The organism is Caldivirga maquilingensis IC-167 (genome assembly GCF_000018305.1).
Taxonomy (GTDB): Archaea; Thermoproteota; Thermoprotei; order Thermoproteales; family Thermocladiaceae; genus Caldivirga; species Caldivirga maquilingensis.
The window spans coordinates 1128616-1150495 of the sequence record NC_009954.1; the positions used below are offsets into that span (position 1 = coordinate 1128616).

Annotated in this window: 17 protein-coding genes; 13 read left to right on the top strand and 4 right to left on the bottom strand. The window is 43.2% G+C overall.

Annotation, left to right across the window (positions count from 1 at the left end; all coding sequences use genetic code 11):
* Positions 1-108: 108 nt before the first annotated feature.
* The 6 genes from sufB to CMAQ_RS05540 all read left to right on the top strand — a co-directional run bounded on the left by sufB (position 109) and on the right by CMAQ_RS05540 (position 8463).
* A complete protein-coding gene (sufB, locus tag CMAQ_RS05515; RefSeq protein ID WP_048062974.1) occupies positions 109-1476 on the top strand; it encodes a Fe-S cluster assembly protein SufB in 1368 nt (455 codons plus the stop codon).
* Positions 1477-1756: 280 nt separating this feature from the next.
* Positions 1757-2065 (top strand): twin-arginine translocase TatA/TatE family subunit, encoded by a 309-nt coding sequence (locus tag CMAQ_RS05520; RefSeq protein ID WP_012186127.1) that lies wholly within the window; start codon positions 1757-1759, stop codon positions 2063-2065.
* Positions 2066-2183: 118 nt separating this feature from the next.
* A complete protein-coding gene (locus CMAQ_RS05525; protein ID WP_012186128.1) occupies positions 2184-3401 on the top strand; it encodes a metallophosphoesterase family protein in 1218 nt (405 codons plus the stop codon).
* Complete coding sequence (locus tag CMAQ_RS05530) at positions 3383-5797, top strand: AAA family ATPase (protein ID WP_012186129.1); 2415 nt, start codon at positions 3383-3385, stop codon at positions 5795-5797. Before CMAQ_RS05525 ends, CMAQ_RS05530 begins: the two co-directional genes overlap by 19 nt.
* 221 nt (positions 5798-6018) lie before the next feature.
* Positions 6019-7863 (top strand): indolepyruvate ferredoxin oxidoreductase subunit alpha, encoded by a 1845-nt coding sequence (gene iorA, locus CMAQ_RS05535; protein ID WP_048062697.1) that lies wholly within the window; start codon positions 6019-6021, stop codon positions 7861-7863.
* Between the two features lie 9 nt (positions 7864-7872).
* On the top strand, positions 7873-8463 hold the full coding sequence (locus CMAQ_RS05540; protein ID WP_012186131.1) for an indolepyruvate oxidoreductase subunit beta: 591 nt from the start codon (positions 7873-7875) through the stop codon (positions 8461-8463).
* 143 nt (positions 8464-8606) lie between these two features.
* On the opposite strand, the gene CMAQ_RS05545 is transcribed toward CMAQ_RS05540, so the two are convergent.
* A complete protein-coding gene (locus tag CMAQ_RS05545) occupies positions 8607-9956 on the bottom strand; it encodes an MFS transporter (protein ID WP_156769851.1) in 1350 nt (449 codons plus the stop codon).
* A 159-nt stretch (positions 9957-10115) separates the two neighbouring features.
* On the opposite strand from CMAQ_RS05545, the gene CMAQ_RS05550 reads away from it, so the two are divergent.
* The 4 genes from CMAQ_RS05550 to CMAQ_RS05560 all read left to right on the top strand — a co-directional run bounded on the left by CMAQ_RS05550 (position 10116) and on the right by CMAQ_RS05560 (position 13162).
* Positions 10116-10379: a hypothetical protein gene (locus tag CMAQ_RS05550; RefSeq protein WP_048062698.1), complete on the top strand. Its 264-nt coding sequence runs from the start codon at positions 10116-10118 to the stop codon at positions 10377-10379.
* Between the two features lie 47 nt (positions 10380-10426).
* Positions 10427-10594 carry a hypothetical protein gene (locus CMAQ_RS10700; protein ID WP_156769852.1) on the top strand — a complete coding sequence of 56 codons (168 nt, stop codon included), beginning with the start codon at positions 10427-10429 and terminating at the stop codon, positions 10592-10594.
* A 98-nt stretch (positions 10595-10692) separates the two neighbouring features.
* Complete coding sequence (locus CMAQ_RS05555; RefSeq protein ID WP_012186133.1) at positions 10693-11832, top strand: AAA family ATPase; 1140 nt, start codon at positions 10693-10695, stop codon at positions 11830-11832.
* Complete coding sequence (locus CMAQ_RS05560) at positions 11816-13162, top strand: vWA domain-containing protein (protein WP_012186134.1); 1347 nt, start codon at positions 11816-11818, stop codon at positions 13160-13162. The genes CMAQ_RS05555 and CMAQ_RS05560 overlap by 17 nt, the downstream gene beginning before the upstream one ends.
* 85 nt (positions 13163-13247) lie before the next feature.
* On the opposite strand, the gene CMAQ_RS05565 is transcribed toward CMAQ_RS05560, so the two are convergent.
* Complete coding sequence (locus tag CMAQ_RS05565) at positions 13248-14447, bottom strand: pyridoxal phosphate-dependent aminotransferase (protein ID WP_012186135.1); 1200 nt, start codon at positions 14445-14447, stop codon at positions 13248-13250.
* Positions 14448-14510: 63 nt separating this feature from the next.
* Between CMAQ_RS05565 and CMAQ_RS05570 the strand changes: the two genes are divergently transcribed.
* From CMAQ_RS05570 to CMAQ_RS05580, 3 genes are all read left to right on the top strand, one after another.
* Positions 14511-15758 (top strand): arginine deiminase family protein, encoded by a 1248-nt coding sequence (locus CMAQ_RS05570; RefSeq protein ID WP_012186136.1) that lies wholly within the window; start codon positions 14511-14513, stop codon positions 15756-15758.
* Positions 15759-15816: 58 nt separating this feature from the next.
* The gene (locus CMAQ_RS05575; RefSeq protein WP_012186137.1) at positions 15817-16869 is read left to right on the top strand and encodes a DUF354 domain-containing protein; all 1053 of its coding nucleotides are present in this window, start codon (positions 15817-15819) and stop codon (positions 16867-16869) included.
* Positions 16870-17029: 160 nt separating this feature from the next.
* Positions 17030-19642, top strand: coding sequence for an ABC transporter transmembrane domain-containing protein (locus CMAQ_RS05580; RefSeq protein WP_012186138.1), 2613 nt, complete (start codon positions 17030-17032; stop codon positions 19640-19642).
* A gap of 46 nt (positions 19643-19688) precedes the next feature.
* Here CMAQ_RS05580 and CMAQ_RS05585 read toward each other — a convergent pair whose 3' ends face one another.
* Entirely contained in the window at positions 19689-20390 is a 702-nt protein-coding gene (locus CMAQ_RS05585; RefSeq protein WP_012186139.1) for an acetate--CoA ligase family protein, read from the bottom strand.
* Position 20391: 1 nt separating this feature from the next.
* Positions 20392-21825 (bottom strand): acetate--CoA ligase family protein, encoded by a 1434-nt coding sequence (locus CMAQ_RS05590; RefSeq protein WP_012186140.1) that lies wholly within the window; start codon positions 21823-21825, stop codon positions 20392-20394.
* Positions 21826-21880: the final 55 nt, after the last annotated feature.

Genomic DNA, 21880 nt, shown 5'->3' on the forward strand with positions numbered 1-21880 from the left:
TAGTTTATATTTATATAAAGCTTTATAAAGTCATGAGGTTAATGAAGCATGTGGTGAGGAGTGAGTGATGTTAAGTTGAATCTCATTAAGATTGAGGATTTCTCAAACATGCTTGGCTCAGCTAAGCCGATTAAGTGGGATGTAACAATAACAGGTAGGATAAGTAGGGATACTGTTGAGGAGTTGAGTAGGATTAGGGGTGAGCCTGATTGGATGAGGAGGCTTAGGTTAAGGGCCCTTGAAATGTTTGAGAAGCAGCCTTGGCCAAATTGGCTCCCCCTGGAGGGTAACATTAACCTTGAATCACTAATCCTATACGCTAAGCCAAGTGTTGAGAGGGCTAGGTCATGGGATGAGTTACCTAGGGAATTAAGGGAGTACTATGAGGCGCTTCAAATACCTGAAGTCGAGTCCAGGCTATTGGCTGGAGTCATTAGTCAAGTTGACTCAGGGGTTGTTTATGAGAATGTTAGGAAGAGTCTTGAGGAAGCTGGGGTTGTGGCAATGAGCATGGATGAGGCTGTTAAGAGGTACCCTGACCTAGTTAAGCAGTACTTCATGAAGATATTCCCACCTGAATATAAGTTCGCATCACTTAACATTGCATTATGGAGCGGTGGAGTATTCGTCTACGTGCCACCTAACACGCATGTTAAAATGCCCATGGAGCTCGTCGTATTAATTAGTAGTGCTAATGTTGGTCAATTCGAGCACTCACTCATCATTGTTGGTGAGAATTCCCAGGTTGAATTAATAGTGGCTTGTGCAGCCCCAGTCTTCAGTGGGCTTAGTCTACATGATGGTGTAACCGAGGTTTACGTGCATAAGGGGGCTAGGGTTAAGCTCGTTGACATGAAGAATTGGAGTAAGGGTGTTATCTACTTCGGTAATAATAGGGCAATAGCTGAAGCTAACACTAATGTTGAGTGGCTTAGTGGTTCACTGGGTGGTAAAGTAACCATGGTTTACCCAATGACTGTGCTTAAGGGTGAATACGCTAAAACAACAGTCACCTCAGTGGCCTTAGCCAATGGATTAACCTGGAAGGAGGAGGGCGCTAAGGTATTCCATGATGCACCACACACGTCAAGTAAGGTAGTTAATAAGGGGGTGAGTGTAAATGGTGGCACCACCGTATATAGGGGTCTTGTTTACGTTAGGAGGGGTGCTAGGTTTGCTAGGTCTCATGTTTCATGTGATTCGCTTATTCTTGATGATAAGTCTAAGGCATACACTATTCCTCATGATCAAGTATTCGAGGACACGGCAGTGGTTACCCACGAAGCCTACACAGGCAGAATAAGCGAAGATAAACTATTCTACCTAAGAAGCAGAGGATTAAACGAAGAAGAAGCAAAAAGCCTAATAGTACTTGGTTACTTCCATGATGTGATGGTTAACCTACCTATGGAGTACATGTCAATATTCAATAAGGCCATTGAATTAGAGCTAAGCAAGATGCATAAGGTTGGATGATTTCTTCCCCCCGCCTTAAAGGGTTGGTTACGTTGAGAGTCTCCTGCGTTAGCCTGTGCGGGTTAATGGATTATTGATTCACTTAAGTAATGTTATCACTAATCTCAATTAACTCAAATTCACAAGTCCTTGTGGGCCAGTATGCAAAATAAGGGGAAACAGGTCTTAAAATTCATTCACCATGAATAAGAGGCTTTAAGTGCGTAGTAGTGTTTAAGCATTATGGGGTAGGGGCGAAGGGTTTATTAAAGGTGTTAGTGTGTGTTAGTGTTGGTTTGGTATGATTGGTAGTGTTTGGGATTGGATAATAGTGATTGCGGTGGTGTTAATATTGTTTGGTGGTGCTAGTAAGATTCCTGAGTTGTTTAGGGCGTTGGGTAGGGCTGTGGGTGAGTTTAAGAAGGGGCAGGTTGAGGTTGAGAGGGAGCTTAGGCAATTAACCAATGAACCCCAATCAAACCAAACCAACATAAGTAAACAAGACAACACAGTGAATAATAAGGATGAGGAAGCCCAGGAATTAAGAAGGCAGATAGAGGAATTAAGAAAGAAAATCGAGGAATTAGAGAGGAAGAAATCACAGAATTAACTGCATTAACCCATGCTTAAGGGTTAAGGATAATTAGCCCTGAGTGTTACTTAATCAGAGTTGCTGAAAAGTATTAATTAATGCACTAGCTTTTTAACCTAAACATAGATTCGGTATTGTGCTCATTGCGCACATATCTGATGTGCACTTAGGTAGGAGGCAGTATGGGCTTGAGGCTAGGGCTAGGGATTATGAGGCAGCGTTCCTTAATGCTATTAGTGAAATCATTAAGTTACGTGAGGAGAGGGGGGTTGATGTTGTCCTTGTTACGGGGGATCTATTCGATAATCCAAGGCCATCCCCATCAACCTACCTAACCGCAATTAAGGGTTTTAGTAGGCTTAGGGATTCAGGCCTTAATGTTATTATAACCAGGGGTAATCATGACGCTTCCGTTATTAATCCTGTGGATAACCCAATAAGCGTACTATCATCATCAGGCCTGGTTAAGTACCTTGACTTGGATTACATTGATTACGGTAAGTTAAGGATCATTGGTGTAGGCTGCGTACCCGGTAGTGAACATGGTAAACTCACCAGGGGTTTAAGGGGGTTAATGGGGGGTGGTTTAAACATAGTCATGATGCATCAGTACATTGAGGGTGCACCGTATAGGTACCCTATGCCTAACATTGACTACTACAGTATACCCGCTGATGAACTTCCAATAGACGCCTACTATGCGGTGGGTCATATTCATGAACACGCCTTGAGGCATCCATCATTAAACGCAGTTTACCCTGGTTCCCTTGAGATCTGGGATTCCCAGGAGTTTGAAACCTACGTTCTTAATAATGGTAAGTTAAGTAAGGTTAAGGAACAGGACCCTAAGGGTTTCCTGCTACTGGATGTTAATGAAGGTGCCGGTAGGGTTAAGGTTGAGCCAGTTAGGCTGCATGGAGGGCGTAGGATGATTAAAGTCCTGGTTAATATTAATGGTGAATCACCATCAGTATTCAGGGAGCATTTAAGTGAGTTAAGTAGCCTTAATTACAGGGACGCCTACGTTGAGGTTAACGTAACCGGTGAATTAAGTGAGGGCTTCAGTGTTAGGGATTACGGCTTCAATACTATTAAGGGTTTAATAAGTGATGCACTTAAGGTCAACGTTAAGTTAACGGTCACGAGGCGTAGTAGCGTTAAGGGGCAGGTTGTGCATGGTTTAATTGAACTTATTCAATCAGTACTAGGTAAGAACCTTGGTAATGAGGCTATGGTTAACGCAGTCCTTAGGGCCCTTGACCTGGTGAGTGATGGTAAGGTTAATGAGGCTAGGGTTACTTTAGAGAAGGCGCTTGGTATAGGGGATGATGCTGAATGGCTTCAGTGGAGTTAATTGAGGTTGAGAACATTAGGTCAATAAGGAAGGCCTCAGTGAGGTTAAGCAGCGGGGTTAACTTCATACATGGCTTAAACGGTGCAGGTAAGACAACTATACTGGATTCAATAGCCCTAGCCCTCTATGGGACTGATTGGCTTAAGAGGAGGAGGATTAAGTTATCTGAGTTAGTTACCATAGGCGCCTCCACTGGTGCTGTTAGGCTTATGATTAATATTGAGGGGCGTAGGTACATTATTCAACGCGTCTTCACCAGGGAGAAGGTTATTGAATCCCAGACATACGTCATGAGTGATGATGGTAGTAGGGTTGCAGGTAGGGATAAGGAGGTGACTAGGTGGGTTACCGAGAACCTGGGTGTTGATGTTGAGCTCTTCAACCTGCTTTACGTTAGGCAAGGTGAGTTAAGGGATATACTTGAGGTTAATAGGAGGGAGGAGTTTAAGCTCGATAAGTTGCTTAAGATTGACTCAATGGATAAGCTTCAGACTGATGTATTGAGGAGTATTGAGAAGAGGCTTGAGGGTGAGGAGAAGGCCCTTGAGGCAGCCATTAGGGAGAACAATGATGAGAAGGATAGGGTTGAGAGGAGGTTGAGTGATGCCAGGGTTAAGGTTAAGGAAATTGAAAGTGAAATCAGTAAACTTGATGGCGAATTAAGCGTTAAGGAGAGTGAACTAAGTAAGCTTAAGGAGGAGGAGAGGAGGCTAATTGGAATTAGGGAGAGGTTCAATACCCTTAATGACGAGTTAAGGAGACTTAAGGATGAATTAAATAGAATTAACGCAAGCATTAAGGATGTTGAGGACAGGATTAAGGAGAGGGAGGGCATTAGGGCTAGGGTTAAGGGGATTGAGGAGAAGCTTAAGGGAATGAAGGAATTAAGGGACGAAATCAGTAAACTTGAGGAAGAGGAGAGGGAACTACGGGGTAGGGTAATAGTCCTTGAATCCAAGGAATCAACAATAAAGGGGCTTGAGAGGCAACGAGCAGAGTTAAGCAATCAATTAAGGGAAACTGAGACTGAATTAGAGGAGTTAAGGGAGAAGGCGGCTGGTAAGAGTGAGTTAGAGGGGAAGCTTAAGGAAACCTTAACGAGGCTTAATGAGCTTGATGAATTAAAGTCAAGGAAACTGTCACTTAAGAGTGAGTTAAGTCACATTGAGGAGGAGTTGAACGTATTGAAGTCATCTAAGGAACCAGTATGCCCAGTGTGTAAGAGACCGTTGAAGCCTGAGGATAGGGAGAGGTTGATTAAGGAGAATAATGAGAAATTAAGGTTAATTAGGGAGGAGATTAGGGAAATCGACTCAAGGCTTAAGGATTACAGTGACTTAAAGGAGACTGAGGAGGAGCTTAGGAATAGGCTTACCCAAGCAAAGATGGCTGCGGAGAAGATCCCCATCCTTGAGTCAAGGCTAAGGGAATTGAGGAGTAGGGTTAATGAACTTGATGAGGAGTTGAAGACAGCTAGGGAGGAGGTTAAGGAATTGGAGAACCTGAGGGTGAGGCATAGTGAAGTCAATTCAAGGCTTAGTGAATTAAGGAGGAGGTTAACTGAGGTTGAGATGCTTCAGGAGGAGTACGTGAGGCTTAATGCTGAGTTAGCCAAGAACCCTGAGGCTGATTTAAGGCATTTAATGGAGAATAAGGCTAATGTTGAGGCAAGGATTAGGGAACTGGAGAATGAGGTTGAGGCACTGGGGAAGGAGTTGGTTAGGCTTAGGGAGATTGAGGATAAGGTTAAGGAGACTGAGGAGGAGGTTAAGAGCCTGAGGACTAGGCTTGATAAAAACAACGGCATGTTAAGTCAATTGAAAGCCAGTATAAAGGAACTGGAGGATGAGGCCGGGCGTTTAAGGGAATTAATCAGTAAGAGGAGTGAGAGACTTAGGTTCATTAGAGGTAAGATTCAGGAGGTTGCGGGGTTGATTAACGCCATAGATAATGCCAAGCCAGCTTTAAGGAAGGCGCTGCTGAACGCCATAAATGATGAATTAAAGGACGCCTTCAGGATGCTTAGGCATAAGGAATCCTTAATCGACATTTACGTAACAGAGGACTACGAGGTCATGGTTAAGAGGAGTGATGGTAAGGAGTTACCGGTGAGCATGCTTTCAATGGGTGAAAGAAACCTAGTGGCCCTAGTGCTTAGATTCGCGTTATCCAAGGCCATACTAGGTGACATACCAATAATGCTACTGGATGAGCCAACCGAGCACTTGGACTCTGAGCATAGGAGGAGGGTTTCAAACTGGCTACGTGACTTATCTAACGTAGTCGATACACTGGTGGTTACGTCACATGTTGATGCATTCGAGAACACCGCTGATAATATTATTAGAGTTGAGGTCACTAGTCCAAGGGGTGAGTCAGTGGCGTATAATGCGTGAATACGAAGCAGTGATGCAACATTACTCAAGTGCATTAATTACCCACAGGTCTTCACCATATGGGATTTCACTAAGAATAGTGGATTATTGTGAATAACCATTACTTAGGCGTATACTTAGTAAAGTGAGGTTCAGGTGCCTTATAAGCAATATTAAATGTACTGAAATATAAACTATATTTATAGCAATAGTTTTAAAAACAGTAAATTGTCTATGTAATGATGGCTAATTGCTCAGTGAGACTCATGTTGGGTAATCATGCGGTTGCTCATGCGGCATTAGAAGCGGGTTTAGCCGTTGCAGCAGGTTACCCTGGTACGCCTAGTAGTGAGATTATTGAGTACATTATTGACCACTCCAGGGAGACTGGGGTTTATGTTGAATGGTCAAGCAACGAGAAGGTAGCCTACGAGGTGGCTTACGGTGCAGCATTAGCCGGTGCTAAGGCATTGGTTAGTATGAAGCATGTTGGCTTAAATGTAGCGATGGATCCACTAATGTCAAGCGCGTACACTGGTGTTAGGAATAGTTTACTGGTTATTACCGCTGATGACCCTGGAATGTGGTCAAGCCAGAATGAACAGGATAATAGGTGGGTTGGTTTACACGCCCATATTCCAGTAATTGAACCATACAGTCCACAGAATGCAGCTGACCTAGTTAAGTTATCAATGAGTATGAGTCAACGCCTCAATCACCCAGTGTTAATGAGACTGGTTACTAGGGTTTCCCACGTTAGGGAACCTGTTAAGGTCTGTGAATTCAGTAAACCTGACTATGCCCAAGGCTACCTCAAGGACCCATCACACCACGCCTTAGTTCCATCCAACGCTAGGCAACTTAAAGGTGAGTTAATTAAACGCTGGGAGAGTATTCAGTATGCCGTTGAGGATTTGCCTCACGAGTACGTTAACGATGGTAGAGTACTGGTTATTACGAGTGGTGTAGCGTATAATTACGTTAAGGAGGCTTTAAGGGACCTTGAAATCCCCGTTAGTACACTCAACGTAATCACCCCAGTACCCCTACCTAGGAGGCTTATAGCTAATGCAGTGTCTAACTCAGATAAGGTCGTGGTTGTTGAGGAAGGTGACCCAGTGGTTGAGTTTCAGGTTAAGGAGGTGCTTTACGATGAGGGTATTAGGGTTCCAGTGTACGGTAAGGCTGAGGGTTTCTTCACCAGGGTTGGTGAATTAACACTAATGAATGTTGAGGAGGGGTTGGCTAAGGCACTTGGTGTTGAATTAAGGGGAATGCGAAGTAATGCGCAACGCATTGATGTACCACCAAGGCCCCCTGTCTTCTGCCCAGGTTGCCCCCATGCGGCATCATTCTATGAGTTAAAGATAACCACGGCTAAGGCCATGGTTAAGCCAGTCTTCAGCGGTGACATAGGCTGCTACTCCCTAGGCATAAACCCACCCTTTAATGAGCAAGACGTGTTAACGAATATGGGTAGTTCAATAGGCTTAGGCATGGGTATCCTTAGAGGCACTGGTGGTAGGCAATTCATCATAGCCATTATAGGTGACTCCACGTTCTTCCACGCCGGTTTACCAGCCCTGGTTAATGCAGTCTACAATAAGGCGCCAATGCTTGTTATTGTTATGGATAATAGGTTCACTGCGATGACGGGTGGTCAACCAAGCCCAACGCAGGTCATTGATATTGCCGCTGTAGCTAAGGCAATTGGGGTTAAGTACGTGTACACAATTGACCCCTTCAACGTTAAGGAGGCTGAGGCTACGTTAAGCGATGCGTTAAGGAAGGTTAAGGATGGGGAATTAGCCCTAGTGGTTATGAAGAGGGCATGCGCCCTAGAGGCATCAAGGGGGCGTAGTTCACTCATTGTTAAATTCACAGTGGACCCCGATGCATGTAAGGCATGCGGCATCTGCTACAATCTAATAGCCTGCCCAGCCATAGCACCCCTTGAGAACAGGAAGGCTTGGATCGACCCCAATATGTGCGTGGGATGCTCAGTATGCGCTCAAGTCTGCCCTTACAATGCAATAAAGCCCAGCGGTAATGCAAAGGAGTGGCTTGATAAGTGGGCTGAAATGTGAGGTGATGGTATGAAGATGAACATATATTTAACCGGCGTTGGTGGTCAAGGATTAATCACCTTCGCCTCAGTGCTTGGTCAAGCAGCATTGCATTCCGGACTTAAGGCACTGGTGGCTGAGACCCATGGATTAAGCCAGAGGGGTGGTTCCGTAGACGTACATCTAAGGATCGGTAATGTACATGCACCCTTAATACCTAGGGGGAATGCAGACATTATAGTGGCCTTTGAATTACTGGAAGCCTTTAGGGCATTGAACTACGCTAATGATAACACCGTGATAGTGGTTAATAAGCGATTAATCAGACCACCAACCACTAGAGCCAAAATACCCAGTATCAATGAATTAGTAAGCGAGTTACGTAAGATGAATAACACTGTTTACGTAATTGATGCCTACAATGAAGCCCTTAAGCTCGGTAACGCGATCTTTGAGAACATGGTAATGTTAGGAGCCTTGTACTCAGTATCCGATGTGAGTAAATTCATAAGTACGAAGGCAATTGAGGAATCAATTAAAGAGGTTATCAAGAGGGAGCGGGAGGAAAATATAAAGGCATTCCATGTAGGTATGGGGCTCATTAATACGCAAAGGCAATAATAATGCGAAGAATATTGCCTCGAATATGCTTAATAACGATATATAATGTATTATTGTATTTTTAGCATACCATCAAGTATACTCATGTTTAGAATTTATAAGGAAGATATTGAATTATTTTTAATGAATACGCAATGTACAATTTACTTCTCCTTTACTATTCTTAAATCAATGCCTATTGTTTCCGGACCAATTGCCGCAGCCACTCCATATACAATACCAGCTAGTATTAGCCAGAACGCAGCCACAAACCATATATTAGTCCCCTCTATGGTTGCAAACGCGCTGTAAAGTGGTATTGAGTATAGTGGTATCCATGCAGATATGAATATACCGGAACTATAACCAAAACCAACACCACTACCCCTCCTCTGCGTGGCAAAACGCTCACTTAGGTAAACGGGCACTAAGCCCCAGGGCCATTGGGAGAGCCAACCCATTAGAAGGGCACCAAGGACTAGTAACGGTACGCTCCTAACCACAGCGCTATAGTAAACAACATAGTAAGCTGGGACTGCAAGTACTGCGGATACCACTGCGGCGATTATTAAGGCACGTTTTCTACCAATGAAGTCACTGGCTAAGCCCCACAGCGTTGCTGCTATGGCTGCGAATATACCCATTATACCATAGTAAAAGCTCGCCAAACCCTCCGGTAAGCCAGCCCTTGTATATATACCCACTGCAAAATCAAACATTGAGTAGGAGCTAAAGAATAAGCCAGTCATAAAGACAAGAACCTGCAGAAACGTCCAAAGGGCGGGAGGCTTAAAGATGCTGAAGAACGGTATCCTCTCAAGCTGGCCCTTCTCCTTAGCCTCCTGGAAGATTGGCGTATCCGGCATTGTATACCTAATTATGAAGGCCACAACGGCTGGTATTAGGCCCGTTAGGAACACGTACCTCCAAGCATATGCATACATAGCCTTTACCCCAAAGAGTGCTGTGAAGCCCGCGACCACTAATCCTCCTAATGCCACACCCCATGAGAAACCACCCTGAACTATACCACTAACTAATCCCCTCCACCTGGGTGCTGAGTACTCCATGGCGAATGGATGCCCAGCCGCGTACTCACCACCAACAAAGACCCCCAATATGAACCTTAAAACTGCATAAATCCAAAAGGCTGCCCAACCCACGGCCGCGTACGTTGGTATCGCAGCCGTGACCGCACTGGCGAGGCTGTAGCCCAGTATTGTTATCATGAGGGTGTCCCTACGCCCAATCCTATCGGCATAGTTACCGAATAATGCGCTACCCACTGGTCTCGCAATCATGGTGAATGCGTAACCAAGCAGTGTTAAGAAGTAACCAACCACTGACTTAGCCAGTGTCGATGGGAAGAGAACTGTTGCTAATATTGGCGTCATTGCCGTTACGAACGTTAAATCATAGGCATCCAAGAAGAAGCCTAGAAATTGAGATGCTATAGCCTTACCAGCGTTTGGTGGCCATTCATAGTGTTTAGATGCCCACTGAATCCTGGCCATCAGTAAATATATCTCTATGTCTTTTAAAGTATTACTGTGGTATTTAATGATCATATAGTTTAAATATGCATAATAGGGCAATCTCATCTTAGTTCCGCATCATTGTAGAGCCTATTACTAACTCCATACTGCTTGGGATTGTGTTAAATATTATTGTGAATGAACAATCTAGACTTATTAATTCAGGGTTTAATAGCTTGCTTAATCATAATTAGGCTTAGTAACGGTGAGGCATTAATAGATTCAACCTCATGTGTTGGTTGCTTGGTTTGCGCCAAGGTTCGCTCATATGATGCAATAAGGCTTCTTAGTAATAACGTGCATGTTATGTTGGGGTTTGTTGCCTCATTATTAATACCTAGGGGTAAGGCCAATGTTGCTGTTATCTTTGAGTTGATTGAGGTGCTTAGGCATTATCTTTAATTAATAAGTCCACTTTACTGATCATTAATAGGAGGCTTATACTCCCGGTGCTTAAGGGTTTGTTACCTAGGCCTGAATCAATAGAGGTTGAGGTCAAGATGACTAAGGTGTATTTCATTAATGCATATGATTACGCAGTTAAGATTAGGAATCCTGTGTTTGAAAACGTGGTGATGCTGGATTGCGTTGCATGCGTTATTCAGGCTTGGGTGTGACACAGTGGCTGTGGCCTAATAAGGGCTAATTCTTTAGTATTATTTTGTTGAGTGAAAACGACACAAACCATTATAAATGGGTCAGCGCCTATACAATTATGGAGTCAGCCGGTGGTAAAGGCATTGAAGACATTAGGAACCTGTACCTTAAGCTTAACAGCATGTTTTACAAGTACAGTAATGAGGTTACTGGCATATTAATGTCAACGCTGGCTAGGGAGAATTACCTACTCATAGGGCCTCCTGGCACAGCTAAGACAACGCTGGTTTACGTATTATCAAAGCTACTTAATGCCAGGTGGTTTTACAGGCAGTTAACCAAGTTCACTGACCTTGAGGAGATACTTGGCCCTATTGATGTTGCTAAGCTACTGGAGGGTAAGGTTGAGAGGATTTACGTTAATTCAATAGTTGAGAGTGACTTCGCTCTACTTGATGAAATATTTAATGCATCAAGCGCGATACTGAATACACTCCTCTCGCTTCTAAACGAGAGGGTGGTTTATGACGGTGACAAGGTTATTCCAGTTAAGACTTGGACAGTATTCGGTAGCAGTAACAGGATTCCTGAGGAGGAGGAGCTTCAGGCACTCTACGATAGGTTCCCGTTAAGAATATTCACAGAGTACGCCGCACCCGAGGACACTGAGGCGTTACTCACTAAGGGCTGGTACCTACGTAGGGAGACCGAGAACCTAAGCCCAGTGGCGACCATGGAGTTGATTCGTGATACCTATAATGAGTTAATTAGGCACCTCTACGTTAACATTAATGATGTGGCTAAGGTCACTTCACCAATAATAGCTGACTTTGTTGAGCATGTCCCCATAAGTAATAGGACTAGGATAAAGGTTCCATTATACGCGTTAGCCTACTTAATGATACAAGGCTTCCCACTCAGCCAGGTTAATGCAACGATGCTTAAGGTCGCCGTCATGAAGGTTTCCCGCTACCTGGTTCACGATAAGGAGCAGTTGAGTGAGTATGAGGCCTTCCTAACCGCCCACCTACCTGATGAATTACTTAAGGTAAGTGACCTGGTTAGTGAGGCTAAGGCATTGTTAAACAATAACATGGTTAATGAGGCGGCTCAGAAGATTAAGGAGGCTGAGGAGACTTTGAATAAGCTTAAGGCTAGGTGGGATAAGTCCCTCCTAAGCCTATACATTAGTGAAATAGAGGAGACAGAGTACCTAATCCAGAGGTTAAGGGGTGCTATATATGGGTCAGAGCAGTGAAGAGGATTACGGTATACTACTTAACGTTGATTATGATGAGGAGTTAACCCGGTATAGGCTTAGGGAGGTTTACCTAATGGCTAAGCGCCACATGATACCTAACCTTGATAAGTTAAGGAACTACATACTCGCCGACTCATTCTACATACACTACAGGCAACCAATACTTAGGAGTGGTAATGATAGTAATAATTATAGGGCATTATGGAGAATGATAGTTAGCAATTACATTAATAGTGAGCAGTATGCTGAAGTCTCCAGGTTAACTAAACTAAATGGTAGGTTATCCAGGATAATGGCGGTTAAGTTACTTAGAATATACGTTAACATGCTTAATAGGATTGAAAGGAACGAGAGACTTGCCAATGCATTGAGGGATGCGTCAAATAAATCGTCGCAATCATCAAGGGAGAGTAGAAATATGCTTGATAGGGAGATTAGATCATTAATCTCATTTTACATGGGGAACATGAAGAAGGTTAATGACACTATTAATAAGGCTCGCTCCGTTCTAGGACCGGCTATAGGCCATGAGGTTGCTGAATTAATACTGGATACGGACATAGACCCATATAGGGCTAGGTTAGTTAACATGCTTAATTCACTGCTTAAGCTAGTCACGGAGTCAAGCCGCATGTATGATGAGGGGATACTTAATGAGATGCTTGATAAGGGGGTTATGACTGGTATTAAGAGGATGGATAAGGTTAATGAGGTTAAGGACCTAACCCCAACCAATAGGGCATTGGCTAAGTTCGCTAAACCAATATACGCCTACAAGTTAGCCACAGGGAGCTTAACGGTTAAGGAGAGGAAGATGATGAGGAAGCCTAAAATATACCTGGTTATAGATAAGAGCGGCAGCATGTTCTACACAGTTATGAATAACATATTTGAGTACAGTAGTGTGAGTAAGATAACCTGGGCAGCCGCATTAGCCATAGTAATGGTTATGAAGGGTCATGAAGTCGTGGCAAGGTTCTTCGACCAGCAGATATATCAATTAATGACTAATAAGAAGGACATAATAAAAACACTCCTATCCCTGGTCCCATTAGGTGGAACAAACATAACCTCAGCCATTAGGGTAGCCTACGATGATGCTCACAGGAACCCAGCCTTAAGGAATTATAAACTAGTGCTAATAACTGATGGTGAGGATGATGAACTTGACTTAGCGTTAATTAAGCAGGGTTTATCAGGTTTCAGTGACTATAGGATAATACTAATAGGTAATGAACACTCAGCCCTTGAAATGCTTGGACCAAAGGTAACTAAGATACATAACCTTAACGCTAGATCATTAATAAGCGTACTAAGAAAAATATAATCAAGGGGCTTTCCCTAATTACTATTCGTAATCAGTTAATTCACGTGTTTTAAAAAGCGAGTCATTCATTCACCATAGTCTCCATTCACAGAACCGATAATTCCCTTAATAACTCAGCAATCCTCTCCACACCTTCACGAAGCCTATCAGTTGACTCCCTGGTGAAGTTAATCCTAATGTGTAACGCACCCCCATCACCGAACGCGGAGCCTGGTACAACACCAACATGCTTCTCCCTCAGTAATCGTAGTGAGAAATCTAGGTCATTCATCTTAATCCTGCTTAAGTAACTAGATAAGTCAGGGAACATGAATAATCCAGCCTTAGGCTTAAGCACCTTAGCATCAGGCAGCATGGATTTAATACTATTGTAAACCACATCCCTCCTCTCCTTGAATAATGGTATAGTCTCTTTAATGAAGTTCTCCTTATACTTACGTATGTATAGGAGACCAATGTACTGGGCTGGGGTTGGTGGATTAATGTTAATGTACTGCTTAACCCTATTGAATACGCTAAGTATATCCTCATCAGCAACCACGAATCCAAGTCTCCAACCTGGTAATGCAGGATCCTTTGAGAATGTGTTTAATGCAATGACATTACTCATATTGTACCTTAACGCATACACATGCTCACCCTCATAGTAAAGATGCCTATAAGCCTCATCATAAACTAGTAATGAATCATTATCCACAGCCAGATCCACCGCAGTCTTAACAACCTCACTCCTAAGGGTTGAGCCGGTTGGATTATCTGGGTTAACCAGTACTATTAACTTAGTATCCTTATCCACGGCCTTCTTCAATTCCTCAGGATCAGGGTTAAAATCATTACTAATACTCACCTTAACCTCAGTGACCTTAGCATTAAAATACTGCATAATCGGCTTATAAAGTAGGTAGGTTGGATTAAGTACAACAGCCTTATCACCTGGGTTTAGGAAAGCCATGGCTAACGTTATTATTGCCTCAGAGGAACCTGTGGTTACTGAGATATTTGATGGAGACACCTTAACACCCGAGTACCTGTGGTAATCATCAGCAATAGCCTCCCTTAACTCAAGTATCCCAGGTGTTGAGGAGTAGGCGCTTAACTCAAAGGACTTCTCCTTAAGTAGCCTCGTGAACTCATCTATTAACCCACTTGAGGGTGGTACACCAGGTTGACCAATATGCATCTTAATCACGTCCACTCCCCTGTCCTCAAGCTCATTAATCAGTGCGTTAACCTCCCTAATCATCGAACCCTTTAAGTACTCAGACCCCTTGGCGGGCTTAGGCATTTAATTCACCTTAATTCTAGGTTTAGGTATAATCTATTTAAGCTATACTTAGCCAAATAACTGGTGCTGGTTAGAAGTGAATGGGATAGGTTAAGTGAGGTTATGGTTCATAGACCTGGCGTGGAAATGTTCTACGGGTTACTATACCCCAAGGCCTTCCTCTACGAGGGTGTGTTCAGTATGGATGAGGCGCTTTATGAACATCAAAACATGGAGCACGTAATGATGAGTGAAGGGGTTACTGTACATAGGCTTAAAAGCATAGTAATACAGAGAATGAGGCATAGTAGTGAGTTCAGGGAGGCTGTGGTGTCTGTTGTTAAATCATCAATAGTTTATAAGGGGGATTTAAGTGATGAAGCCTACACCGACTTCCTAAGAAGCCTAGCCTCATATGATCCTGAAACATTATTCAACATACTCATACTGAGGCCAATGATAATTATTAAGAGGACTAAGACCAATCTAATGGCAAGAATCATCAACAGAAACCCAATGGCTAACCTATACTACACTAGGGATCAACAGTTAGTAGTTAAGGCAGGTGTGGTGATGGGGAGAATGCGAATGATTCAAAGGAGGCTTGAACCAATGATCACTGAACTCTTCTTCAAGGCTATAAACACACCCATAGTGTATAAGTTGATTAAGCCAGGCTTCCTGGAGGGGGGTGACTTCATGCCCATGGGTGACTTCGCGGTGATTGGGTATGGGTGGAGGAGTAGTATTAATGGTGTTAAGCAGATAATGGGTCTCCTAGACTTCGACGAGTTAGTTATTGCTAAGATACCTAAACACCCATGGGGGGATAACATGCTTGTAATGCACCTTGACACTTACTTTAACGTTGCCGGCGACGGCTTAGTAATAGGGAATGAGGAGTTAATGAAGAATACCCAGGTCACAGTTTACGCGAGGTCTCCAGATGGGTTAGAGAAGGTGAGTGAAGCCACGTTACTTGACTACATTAGGCAAAAGGGCTTCAACGTAATTAACTTATCCATTGTTGAGCAAGCCGCCTTCGCCTCCAATTTCCTAACCCTTAAGGATAGAAGGATACTGGTGCCTAACATTGAGATGAATATTAAGAAGATGATTAGGAGGCTGCGAAGCAGTAATGACCCGGTTAGGCAAGCTACATTACAGTACGTGGAGTCAGGTTATGGGAGGATGAGGAGTGAGGGGTATATTTTCCCATATAGGCCTGATGTGCTTAATGAAGGTGTAGACTTCATAACAATAGACGTCAGTGAACTTGTTGGTGGTTACGGTGGTGTTCACTGTGCCACAGCCACTATACGGAGGACTTGAGGTACTTAAAGCCTAATGTGGGGCTAAGTTTAATAATTTATAATCCATTATCCCACTAATGTTAATATGGTTTGATGCATTAACGGCTAAGCAGGCTAGAATAGCCTCAGTGTTGGTGCTGGAGGGTGGGAGGAGGGGTTACGGGTTCATAATTACATGTAGGAATTACGATTACGTAATTAATGTGTTAAAGATGTATGGTGTAAATGGATACTGTGAGGGTAAGCACGGTGAGGATACTAAGAGTAAACTGATTAATGGGCTTACCAGGAGCCTTAAATTAATCAATATAGTTAATGGTTTTAATGTCCACGTATCATTAACATCACCTGATGCTTTTCGAGTAGCCTTCGGTTTAGGTAAACCATCAATAGCCTTAACGGATACTGCCCACGCATTCCATGTTAATAAATTAACATTACCCCTAGCCAGCAGTGTTATTGCGCCTGCAGCCATACCTAAGAGGAGGCTGATGGCCTATATTCCACATGGGGAGGAGGGTAAGGTTAAGTTCTTTAACGGTGTCTTTGAGGTAATGTGGGTTTATAGGTTTAAGCCTAATTGGGGTGAGGTTGAGCAATTGGGTTTAAGGAATGGTGATGAGTATGTTGTGTTTAGGTTTGAGGAGAGTAAGGCAGCCTACTATAATTACAGTGAACAGTCTAAGATTGCAGTTAAGGCTATTAAACTCCTATTAAAGGAGGGCTTTAAGGTTATTGTATTCCCTAGGTATGATGACCAGAGGAAGTTAGTGATGAGTAAGTTCCCCCAGGAATTAAAGAATAATAACGTGATAATGCCGGATAAGCCTATTGACGGCCTTCAATTAGCCTACTACTCAAGTCTAGTTATAACTGGTGGATCAACCTTCGCAGTGGAGGCTGCGTTACTGGGTGTTCCATCGATATCGTACTTCCCATCAACCTACTACACTGATAAGTATGTGATTAAGGCTGGTGCACCATTAATTAGGGTTAAGCCAAGTAGGCTAGTTTTCAGCATACGTAAGGCTATGGGAATGGGTAAGGTAGGTTTAATAAAGGGCCTTGAAGACCCCACGGATTTGATACTTAATGAGGCTGACATGTTGGCTAACGAAAATAAGGGATAATACTTATTCTTGACTGCTTAATTATTATATAAAAATCATAATCTACTATAGTACTTATATATTATTTATCTTAGCTGCTAAGTATTGTAAGCACTTTACTGAAGCCTAATGGAGAAAGGTTTATTAATATGATTGGTTAAAGGCGGCTTAAGAACCATTTATGGATTGTACCTTTAAGGTGATTTCCGACTTAGATAAAGATCTCAGGTTCAGGAATAGTGAAGTATGCTTAACAAATGATAATAGAATAATAGTGAGTAGTGATGGTAAGGAGGAGTCTTATCAATTAAGTGATGTGCAGAGGGTTTATGTTGAGGATGGTATAGGTATAGGTAAGCTTATCCTAGTTATGAAGAATGGTGAGGAGGTTGAGGCTGCTTACTTCACGAAGAAGCCTATTGAGGAGTTTAGGAGGTTTGCAATATTTGTTAATGGGCGTATAAACGGTAATGGGCATTATGAGGGTGTTACGTTAAGTAGGGAGAATAGGAAGCCTAACGTTAGGAGTACGTTGCTTTGGTTACTTAACTTCATGAGGCCTTACTGGCATAAGATGCTTATAGGGATTATATTATCTATAAGCATAGCAATGCTTAACCTGGTTCCACCCTACTTACTTAAAATACTGATTGATAGCGTCTTCTTAACCAAGACCCACTCAATGAAGCTCTTCGTTAATTTAACACTAACACTAATAGGGTCATATATTGGGGTTACGGCATTATCCATAGCCCAGAACTACATACTCAACACCGTTGGGCAGAGGGTTGTGAACGATATAAGATCCAAGGTTTTTGAGCATGTTATGAGGCTTTCAGCATCATTCATAGATAGGATGTCAACGGGTAGAATACTCTCAAGGCTAACTAATGATGCAGGCAACACTCAGTGGCTAATGGTCTGGGGCTTACCAACACTCATAGTTAATATACTAACTCTAATAGGTATAGGTGTAATATTATTTACCATGGATGTTAAACTAGCCCTATTCGTACTACTGCCGACTCCAATAATAGCTTACATGATATATAGGTACCGTAAGAGGTCGCATAGGGTCTACCACAGGAATTGGAGGAGGAGTGCTGATGTAACCAGTGCTCTATCAGACACTATACCTAATTATATGGTTATAAAGTCCTTCGCCAAGGAGGATTATGAATCAAATAGGTTAAATGACTTACTCAATAGGCTTTATGAGTCCCAGGTTAAGGTAACTAAAATGAATGTTAGTTACTGGCCATTCCTAGGCCTACTTACATCATTATCAACAGTCATGATGTGGTGGTTTGGTGGTGAGCAGGTTATTGCAGGTACTATTCAATTAGGTACCTTGACCGCGTTCGTATCCTACATGGCCCAGTTCTACGGACCTATAAACAACCTAAGCAACATAATACCGTTCATCCAGCAGGCTGTGACCTCGGGGGATAGGCTTAGGGAGATAATGGAGGCTGAGCCTGATGTTAAGGAACCTGAGAAGCCTAAGAGACCTGACTTGAAGGGTGATATACTGTTCAGTAATGTTTGGTTCAGTTACGATAAGTACACGCCTGTCTTAAAGAACATAAACCTGAGGATAAGGGTTGGTGAGAAGGTTGCAGTGGTTGGTAAGAGTGGTTCAGGGAAGAGTACGTTATCTAAGCTACTGCTTAGGATGTATGATGTTGACTCAGGGGAGATAAGGATAAATGGGGTTAATGTGAAGGAGATCGACCTACAGTACCTTAGGGATAGGATAGCGTATGTGCCGCAGGAGGTGGCTTTATTCGATAGCACTGTGGCTTACAATGTGGCTTACGGTAGTGGGAGGCATGTTGAGCCTTGGGAGATCATAGCGGCTTGTAAGGCGGCTAGGATTCATGACGAGATTATGCAGTTGCCTTTAGCCTACGACACTAACCTGGGTGAGAGGGGTTCATCATTATCCGGCGGCCAGAGGCAGAGGATTTCAATTGCTAGGGCTATTATTAAGCAGCCGGATATCGTAATACTTGATGAAGCAACGTCAAACCTTGACGTTATTAATGAGGCTGAGGTCTACAGAGCCATCATGAACCTGGCTAAGGGTAGGACTGCAATATTCGTTACTCATAGTTTCGTTGAGGTCATGAGTGCGGATAGGGTTATAGTTATGGCAAATGGGGAAATTGTAGAGGAGGGTAAGCCAAGTGAATTATTGGCTAAGAGGGGGCACTTCTACAATATGTTTAAGGATCAGCTTGAATTATTCACCGGTGAATTGAAGCTTCTTGAGAATGATGACGGTAATGGGAATGCCTTAACCCTTAGGGATTACGTTAAGGACGTAATGGTTGAGCCAGGTAAAGTTAAGGTTAAGCCAGGGAGTAGGAGGAGTCTAGTTACATTGATCGTTAATGGTGAGGTTTACAAGGATCTTAAACCAAAGTTACCGTTCCCAATATCCCAGCCTGAGTACGTCATATTCTATGATAAGGATGGTAAGGAACGCTTCATTCTGAGTAATTATAAGGCACTCGACGCTGAATCAGTTAAGCTACTTGAGACCGCAATAGCCTTGAATAACTTCAAGCCCGTAACGTTGAGTGTTAAGAGGATTGATGTTAAGGGTGATGAATTGGAGTGGCATCTAGTGACTAACTACGGTGAGGTTGTGGTTAATACTAGGGGCAGGAGGAACGTGATGATCATGGATAGTAAGTTAACTTTAGTTGATATTCATGATAATATATATGAGATTGACTTAAAGAGACTTGATAAGGATAGCCTTAAGCTAATAGCAGACACAGTGTGATTTAACCACAAGTAATCACGGTGCTTTATTATAACATATTTCAATTTTAAGTAGGCTTTATTATGAACCTTGCGTCCACTGCGTATGAACCTTTCCCATTCTCAAGCATTATAACTGGGTTCAAGTCTGCTTCAGAGATCTGCGGATTCTCAATCATTAGTCTGGAGAATTTAACGATTATATCCACGAGTGAGTAAATATCCCTTCTCGGCATACCCCTGTAGCCTATCATTAATTGGTAAGCCTTAGTCTCCTTAATCATGCTTAAGGCATCATCCTCAGTGATTGGGGCCACCCTCATTGAGGTATCCTTATATAACTCAGTTAATACGCCACCAATTCCAAATAGGATTACTGTACCGAATATTCTATCCCTTAAACCACCCACAATTACCTCCAGTCCCCCTTGAACCATGTGTTGAACCAGGAAGCCGAATACCCTGGCGTATGGTGCCAGGTGTTTAATGTTATTGGTCATTTCTCCGCAAGCCCTCTTAACGTCATCATCACTGTTAACGTTAAGTATCACACCTCCCACATCAGTCTTATGCATTATGTCAGGGGAAATCACCTTTATTGCCACTGGGTAACCAACCTCATTAGCGGCCTTAATGGCTTCCTCGTAATTAGACACCACCCTATACCCAGGTGTTGGTATGCCGTATGCCTCAAGTAGCTCATATGCCTCATGATCAAGTAGCTTAAACCTACCCTCTGAGAGTGCTTTAGTAACTATATCATGGACCATACTACTCCACCTCCTCCCTAAGCATCCTCTTAATCATACTGTACTGCACCAGGGCCCATAGTGCCCTAGCACCCCTATCTGGTGTTGCGTAAACTGGTATTCCATTATCCTCCAGGGCCTCATTGAACTTCTCCATCATTGCGCTACCGCCGAAGGAGACTACAACCATGGGTTTCCCATATCTTTTAGCATCAATAATGTAGTTGACGAGGTTTGGGGTTAAGCCAGGTATCTGCATTAAGGCTACTATGAGGGCCATGTCAACGTAACTAGTGGGTAGGATTGAGTCAAGCACTATCTTATAGTACTCATCAGTCGCACTACCGGTTACGTCAACCGGATTCCTAACTATTGCCAAGGGTGGTAGGAATTTCCTAAGCATTGATTGGATCGTTTCAGGTAATTCAGGAACTTCAAGACCAAGCATTGATAAGGTGTCCACTGCCTGAATCCCCATTCCACCGCTATCAGTAAGCACAAGCACCCTCCTACCCCTTGGTAATGGTTGCGTGGCTAAGGCCTTGGCTAAGTCAAACATCTCCCTAACACTATTAGCCTCAATTAAACCAGCCTGCCTAAAGGCACCCCTGTAGATTTCATAGTCACCGGCTAATGCCGCAGTATGGCTTGCCACAGCACCTGCCGATGCCTTAGTTCTACCAGCCTTATAGACTATTACCGGCTTTATTTGAGTAACCTTCTTAGCTGTTTCAAGGAATCTTAAGCCCTCGCCAGGGTACTTTAAACCCTCCATGTATATTGTAATCACCTTAACATTACTATTATTAGCCAGGTACTCCAGTAACTCTGACTCATTAACATCAAGCTTATTACCGTAATTCACAGCTAAACCTATGCCCAGTCTCCTCCTTGATGCCCAGTCAAGTATCGCCGCTGCAACCGCCCCCGACTGGCTTATTAAGGCTATTGGGCCCTTAGGCGGCCTACCCATCCTATCCTCAGGTAGGAAGAAGGTGTCGAGGCCATTATCAGCATTATAAACCCCTATGCAATTTGGGCCAAGAACCCTAACCTGAGTGTTCTTAACAATTTCCCTAACCTCATCCTCAAGTCTCCTACCTTCATCCCCAACCTCACTGAAGCCACCGCTGATTATTATTAATGCCTTAACATTCTTCTTCACAGCCTCAGCGGTAACCTGGGGGACCACGGGGGCTGGTACAGCTATTACTGCTAAGTCAACTTCATCATTCACCTCAGTGATGCTCTTATAGCATTTAGCACCATTTATTGAATCATACCTTGGATTAACTAGAATAACCTTCCCCTTAAATTTACTCAGTAAATTACTCATTATGACGTAACCAACATGACCCGGCTTAGGTGTCGCCCCAATTACTGCAACCGATGATGGGTAAAACAATGCCTCAATCCCCCCTTTACTGACTGCTTCCCTGGTTTGTTCAATAACCATATAGTACTAAATAGTTACTAGTGGTTTAAATATATTCTCACTCCCTTAAACACAC

Coding starts and splice junctions, on each gene's coding strand:
- CMAQ_RS05550 (WP_048062698.1), top strand. CDS start 10,116: ATGAACAATCTAGACTTATTAATTCAGGGTTTAATAGCTTGCTTAATC.
- CMAQ_RS05575 (WP_012186137.1), top strand. CDS start 15,817: ATGTTAATATGGTTTGATGCATTAACGGCTAAGCAGGCTAGAATAGCC.
- CMAQ_RS05585 (WP_012186139.1), bottom strand. CDS start 20,390: ATGGTCCATGATATAGTTACTAAAGCACTCTCAGAGGGTAGGTTTAAG.
- sufB (WP_048062974.1), top strand. CDS start 109: ATGCTTGGCTCAGCTAAGCCGATTAAGTGGGATGTAACAATAACAGGT.
- CMAQ_RS05545 (WP_156769851.1), bottom strand. CDS start 9,956: ATGGCCAGGATTCAGTGGGCATCTAAACACTATGAATGGCCACCAAAC.
- CMAQ_RS05580 (WP_012186138.1), top strand. CDS start 17,030: ATGGATTGTACCTTTAAGGTGATTTCCGACTTAGATAAAGATCTCAGG.
- CMAQ_RS05590 (WP_012186140.1), bottom strand. CDS start 21,825: ATGGTTATTGAACAAACCAGGGAAGCAGTCAGTAAAGGGGGGATTGAG.
- CMAQ_RS05530 (WP_012186129.1), top strand. CDS start 3,383: ATGGCTTCAGTGGAGTTAATTGAGGTTGAGAACATTAGGTCAATAAGG.
- iorA (WP_048062697.1), top strand. CDS start 6,019: ATGGCTAATTGCTCAGTGAGACTCATGTTGGGTAATCATGCGGTTGCT.
- CMAQ_RS05520 (WP_012186127.1), top strand. CDS start 1,757: ATGATTGGTAGTGTTTGGGATTGGATAATAGTGATTGCGGTGGTGTTA.
- CMAQ_RS05560 (WP_012186134.1), top strand. CDS start 11,816: ATGGGTCAGAGCAGTGAAGAGGATTACGGTATACTACTTAACGTTGAT.
- CMAQ_RS05555 (WP_012186133.1), top strand. CDS start 10,693: ATGGAGTCAGCCGGTGGTAAAGGCATTGAAGACATTAGGAACCTGTAC.
- CMAQ_RS05540 (WP_012186131.1), top strand. CDS start 7,873: ATGAAGATGAACATATATTTAACCGGCGTTGGTGGTCAAGGATTAATC.
- CMAQ_RS05565 (WP_012186135.1), bottom strand. CDS start 14,447: ATGCCTAAGCCCGCCAAGGGGTCTGAGTACTTAAAGGGTTCGATGATT.